This is a genomic window from Breznakia blatticola (assembly GCF_004365815.1).
Lineage (GTDB): Bacteria > Bacillota_I > Bacilli_A > Erysipelotrichales > Erysipelotrichaceae > Breznakia > Breznakia blatticola.
Genome location: NZ_SODD01000070.1, coordinates 1 through 6,326, shown reverse-complemented (window position 1 = coordinate 6,326; position 6,326 = coordinate 1). Strand labels below are relative to the sequence as shown.

At 33.1% G+C, this 6,326-nt stretch carries 3 protein-coding genes; all 3 read left to right on the top strand.

What is annotated here, in order from left to right; all coding sequences use genetic code 11:
* Positions 1–136 precede the first annotated feature (136 nt).
* The 3 genes from EDD63_RS11200 to ltrA all read left to right on the top strand — a co-directional run bounded on the left by EDD63_RS11200 (position 137) and on the right by ltrA (position 6,094).
* Positions 137–1,477: an RNA polymerase sigma factor gene (locus EDD63_RS11200; protein ID WP_166667641.1), complete on the top strand. Its 1,341-nt coding sequence runs from the start codon at positions 137–139 to the stop codon at positions 1,475–1,477.
* Positions 1,478–1,627: 150 nt separating this feature from the next.
* Positions 1,628–4,045 (top strand): BspA family leucine-rich repeat surface protein, encoded by a 2,418-nt coding sequence (locus EDD63_RS11195; RefSeq protein WP_166667640.1) that lies wholly within the window; start codon positions 1,628–1,630, stop codon positions 4,043–4,045.
* A gap of 756 nt (positions 4,046–4,801) precedes the next feature.
* Entirely contained in the window at positions 4,802–6,094 is a 1,293-nt protein-coding gene (ltrA, locus tag EDD63_RS11190; protein ID WP_134171398.1) for a group II intron reverse transcriptase/maturase, read from the top strand.
* Positions 6,095–6,326: the final 232 nt, after the last annotated feature.

Below are 6,326 nucleotides of genomic sequence, written 5' to 3'. Positions count from 1 at the left end.
ATTGAAGTTTTTATAGAGGATTCACCTCTAAACTAAGACAATCACCTATTTATATGCCAATATCATTCTTTACTTGACATATGATAGTTTGTCTTCTTATGTAAAAGAACAAATGTGTGTGTATGTGGAGGAAAAAATGAATAATCGTATTGATGTTTCAGTTGTTTTAAGATTGCAAAATGGGGATACTAGTGCTTTGGACGAAATCTATAATTTTTATAAAGGTCCTTTATTTTATTATGCACTTTCAATTCTTCGGAATCACCATGATGCTGAAGAAGTAGTGCAAGACACAATAACAATCGTATATGAGAAAATTAACCAATTACGGAATGTAGATTCATTTCATTTTTGGCTTTTTACTATTGCTGGAAATGAATGTAAAGCAAAACAGCGTGCAAAAGATAGGATTATTCAACCAAATGAAAATTACAGTATCGAAGATGTAGTTATTGCTCCTGATGACCCAGAAAAAGCATTCTCCAATTCAAGCATATTAAATGCTGTCCTGTCTTCTTTTCAAAAACTAAGCGAAACATATAAAGAAACGGCAGAGTTAAAATTTTTAAGTAGCTTTTCAATGCAAGAGATTGCAGACACATTAGATATAAAGCCCGCATTAGTAAAAAGTCGGATATATGAAATACGAAAGATTGTAAAGGCGGATCTTGAAGAACAAGGATATAAACCAGATAAATATTTAAGTATCAGCTCGCCACCCCTTCTTTTTGTTGAGATGCAAAAGGAGTATTCTACATTAACTTTAGAGAACGAAGTTGTATTAAAAGATACATCATTTATTCAAAGTGTGGTTCAAACAGTAACTCATATAATTAGTAATATTGAGCAACTTAGTCTAATTTTAGCTTGTTTAACTGTTAGCGCGATACTATTACCTCAACTTCTCTATCCTAATAATATATGGTCTCTATCTGATTCTACTGTACTTAAAAAAGATAACAAAACTTGTATGCTGCAAACTGAAGATATCTCAGTTTATAAACGACCAAATCTAGACAAAAATATTGAAAGTATAAAATTCAATCCAAATCCAATTGCTGGCCCAATTGAGGTACGAATTTATTTATATGATAACTATGCAAGTAATGAAATATATGTCAAGAAGGATGATAAGGAACTTAAATACTCTGTTTCTAGTAACTTTATATACTTCTATGCTAAAGAAAACGGAAAATATAGTATCCAAGTAGGTGCTGATGAACAAGTTTTCTATATAAATAGTATTGATAATGATATACCAACTGTAAAATCTGTTAAATATAGTGATGATTTCATATATTTTGAAATACAACAAGCAAAAAATCATATTGATTATAGTAAATCATATGTACTACATAATGGGGAAAGAATTAAACTTCCAGGAAGTCACAAGTTATATGGTGAATTTAATGGTTTCTTAGAGGTTTTATTAGTTGATGAAAAAGGAAATGAGAATGTATTTAAGTTTGAAATTTAAGAAACTATCAAACCTTTTGGAGTAAAATAACTCCTTTTGGTGAACATAGACATGTGTGTGGAGGTGTAATATGCAGAGGATTACGTAAATCTAGTAAAAGGAAATTGAATAAATGAAAAAGAAAAAGTGTAAATATAGATGGAGGAAAATATGAATAAGGCAAAAAGAAATTTTATGATATGTTTGATTAGTAGTTTATTTCTAGTTGGGACAGGGTTTACCAATGTAGAACAACATGTTGAAAACCCAGATGAAATTACAGAAGTGACGGAAGAGGTTGAAGTTACAGAAACAGAAGAAACAATTGAAGAAACTTCTGAAGAAGTAACTGAGAATGGAGAACAAGAAGAGTATGATAAAGAATCTGCTTTTGTAACGTCTGTTACTACAACAACGTTAAGTATACCTGTAACATCAGTAACAACTGGTGAAGAAACACGGACAATAACTAAAAAAGGAAAACATGGAGTTGATTGGGTATTGTATGATGATGGTGAGCTGGTGCTAGGGAGTGGAGAGTTAAAAGCAAGAAGTGAGAATTTGGGATCACCTTCCAACTTTTCAATTTATAGTAATAAAGTAAAAAAGATAAAAGTTGAAGGTCCTGTAAATATCCAAAATGGATATAACATGTTTCGAAACTACAATACTTTAGAAATTGTAGAAGGAGCTGAACATTTCACTTTTAATGGTGAAAATATAAATCTTAGTGGAATGTTTTCTCTATGTGGTAAGTTAACTTTGATAGATGTATCTAATTGGGATACAGAAAATGTAATAGATATGTCTGCTATGTTTCAAGGATGCGATAGTTTAACAAATTTGGACGTATCTAAATGGAATACAAAAAATGTAACAGATATGTCTGCTATGTTTCAAGGATGCAATAGTTTAACGAATTTGGACGTATCTAAATGGAATACAAAAAATGTAACAAATATGTATGTTATGTTTCATAATTGCAAAAGTTTAACAAATTTGGACGTATCCGAATGGAATACAGAAAATGTAACAGATATGTCTTTTATGTATAATGGGTGCAACGGTTTAACTAACTTGGATATATCCGAATGGAATTCAAAAAGTGTTACAACTATGACAAGTATGTTTGGTGGGTGCAGAAGTTTAACGGACTTAAATGTATTGGGGTTAGATACAGATAGTGTAACAAATATGAGGAGCATGTTTAGTGGATGCAGTAGCTTAAATTACTTAGATGTATCGGGATTTAATACAGAAAATGTAACAGATATGGATTGTATGTTTAAAGGGTGCAGTGGTTTAACAAACTTGGACACATCTAAATGGAATACAGAAAATGTAACAAATATGTTTGGTATGTTTAGCGAATGCCATAGTTTAACAAACTTGAACGTATCTGAATGGAATACAGAAAACGTAACAAATATGTATGCTATGTTTAGCGAATGCAATAGTTTAACACACTTAGACTTATCAGGATTTAATACAAAAAATGTAACAGAAATGTCCTTTATGTTTGAAAAGTGTAGTAGCTTAACATATCTAGACTTATCGGGATTTAATACAGAAAATGTAAAAAAAATGTATGCTATGTTTAGCGCATGCCATAGTTTAACACACTTAGACTTATCGGGATTTAATACAAAAAATGCAAAAGAAATGTCCTACATGTTTCTTTCTGATAATAATCTTCATACAATTAAATTAAATGAGAAAACAAGATTTATTGAAAAAAATAGTTGGCTTTCGGCTGTTTTGACAAGTGATGCAATTACAGGAAAATGGGTAGGTTTAACTACAGGTAATATATATAGTTCTTCTGATGAGTTTATGGGTCAATATGATGGGTCTATTCCAGATACATATCAATGGGAATATTTGATTGATGTTCATTTTGACGCAAATGGTGGTGAAGTGAGTTCGACTATTTCTAATCAAAGAATAAATCAAGCTACAAATGTAACAAAAGTTGCAAGCCCAACAAAGTATGGTTATACATTTGTTGGATGGGAATGGTCAGATGGTGAGTTATGGGATTTTGATTCAATGAAGCCGTACGAGTATGCAGAAAAAAAAGGATTAAGTATTCATGAAATGGCAGGAAGAACAATCACTTTTGTTGCAAAATGGACTCCTAATCAATATCCAATTAAATATAATATAGATGGAGGAATAAATGCGGAAGCGAATCCAAATGAGTATGCCTTTGGTACAGGAGTCGAATCATTCAAAGAACCAACAAAAATAGGTTATACATTTAAAGGATGGCATAGTGATGCTGAATTCAAAAACGAAATTACATCAATTCCTTCAACATATGCTGAACCTGTAACACTTTATGCAAAATGGGAAAAAGATGTTGAGAAAGTTGAACCAAAAACACATAGTAAACCACCAATAAAAGATAATGAAACCCCAACAAATCTAGCAAGTAAAGAACCAGTATTTACTGGAGAAAATACAGAAACATTTGCTGTTGTACAAACTGGAGATTCTACAAATGTTTCAACATTGTTTATTCTTGTTGGTTTATCATCATTAACAGCATTATTTATTTTCTTCAGAAGAAAGAAATACAGTAAATAACCAATAAAAAACCTCAAATGAGGTTTTTTATTTATCCAACCTTTTGTGTGCGTAATACTCCTATTACTGAGAGGTGTTTAAGAAGGCATGCAATTCTTAATAATTCACCCTCTCATTCCCTAAAATCTATTCATTCCTTATTAAACACACACACTAAGATATTAGATTATTAGGATAATTAAAGGAACTTATGTAGCGCTTATAAGTTCCTTTTTTAGGGTGTGCCAGGCATGGTACATATCTAGTTGGTGAAAGTCCAACCGCAAGTGTTACCGCTAAGCGTAGTGAACCACAAGCCGAAGTCGGTGACGACGGGGTGAAGGAAGTGGTGTAGCAAGTCTTTCGAGCCTACGAACAGAAACTTGATATAAGGCTAAATGGTGGATGAGGGTGCCTAACAAACCGAAGTCCAAAGGGTAAACGTAAACCAAGACAGTAAATCAAGAGGTTGTGAAAGTGAAAAAGATATGTATCTTACCCTGGGAGGTCTTACGGACGGATAAGCACGAGCGCTTTAATACAGTAATCGTTAAACGGGCCGATCGAAAAAGGTTTACCGTAAGAAGTCAGCTGAGGTCATAGTAGTTATCAAGCCTAGACAATGAAGGACCTAATGTATGTATAGTGTGAATCACTATGAGCAATATTCAAATAGTCCGAAAATGAGGATACCAAAGAGCAGTGAAACGTAATCATTGATTGGAAAGGTAACGGGGATGATTTTGAATATATCTACAAGTAGAGGAGGAACAGCGAATGAGATTGATTGAAGAAATGTTTACTGACAAAAATGTAGAAAAGGCAATCAGGAAAGTCAAAAGTAACAAAGGCGCACCAGGAATCGACAAGATGACAGTGAGTGAAATTGATGGATATTTTAATGAAAATGGAAAAGAGATTATCAAATCCGTTATACAGATGAAATATCAGCCGATGCCAGTAAGAAGAGTCTATATACCAAAAGCAAATGGTAAGCAAAGACCATTAGGAATACCTACAGTAGTAGATAGAGTTATTCAACAAGCAGTTGCACAAAAACTAAGTGAAATCTATGAACCATGTTTTAGCGAGCATAGTTTCGGTTTTCGTCCAGGAAGAAGTGCACATGACGCTATGGAGAATGTACTTGAATATCTCAATGAAGGGTACGAATGGGTCATAGACATGGATATTGAAAAGTATTTTGACAAAGTAAATCATGATAAATTAATCTCAAAACTTAGAGAGCGAGTGAATGAAAAAGAAGTACTACATTTGATACGTTCATTCTTGCGTGCAGGAATCATGGAAAAAGGGCTAACAAGTCCAAGCCACGAAGGAGTACCACAAGGTGGTCCTTTAAGTCCAGTCCTATCAAATATCTATTTAGATGCATTTGATAAGGAACTGGAAGAAAGAGGTTTGCGATTCGTAAGATATGCCGATGACTGTAACATATTCGTAAAGAGTGAAATGGCAGCAAATAGAGTAATGAAGTCAATCACATCGTGGCTAGAAAGAAAGTTATTCTTGAAAGTGAACGCAAGGAAAACGAAAATCGTAAGACCAACAAGAAGTCAATTTCTAGGATTTACGTTTTTCAAAAATGGTCCAAAATGGAAATGCAAACCTACCAATGATAGGAAAGCAAATCTATATGCAAAACTAAAGGAAGTACTCCTTAGAAAACATGCAGCATCAAAACCATTAGCAATCACATTTACTAGAGTAAATCAAATCGTAAGGGGATGGATAAACTACTTTCGCATTGGAAGTATGAAAACGTTTCTTGAGGAATTTGGAGGATGGTTACGACACAAGATAAGAGTCATAATCATAAAGCAATGGAAGATACCAAAACGAATCTATATAAATCTACAAAGATTAAACCGAGTACAACGCTTTAGTTTCAAACATGAAGACATTTTTAAGGTTGCAAACTCAAGGTTAGGTTGGTATCGAAGATGTGGAATGGATGTGGTGAACTTCATTCTAAATCCAACAATTCTAGCAGTAAAGCAAAAGGATCGACCAGGGTTGGTCAATCCTCTTCAGTACTATCTGAGATAGTCGTGATTAATACATATGTAGCGTCGTATACAAGAACCGTACGTACGGTGCAACGGGAGGGGCGAAAGAAATTACTTTCCCTCTACCCTATTTCAATATTCTGTAATTGTGAAAAAGAATAATAAAAGTTAAAATAATTTGGCTTAATTCAACCGATGCGCACCTAACTTAGATTGTTACATGTATGATGATACATTGAAATGTAAGATTACCATATAAAAATAAGGAAGGT

What these genes read in the sequence shown, in the direction of transcription:
- EDD63_RS11200 (WP_166667641.1), top strand. Translation starts at nt 137, where the DNA reads ATGAATAATCGTATTGATGTTTCAGTTGTTTTAAGATTGCAAAATGGG.
- EDD63_RS11195 (WP_166667640.1), top strand. Translation starts at nt 1,628, where the DNA reads ATGAATAAGGCAAAAAGAAATTTTATGATATGTTTGATTAGTAGTTTA.
- ltrA (WP_134171398.1), top strand. Translation starts at nt 4,802, where the DNA reads ATGAGATTGATTGAAGAAATGTTTACTGACAAAAATGTAGAAAAGGCA.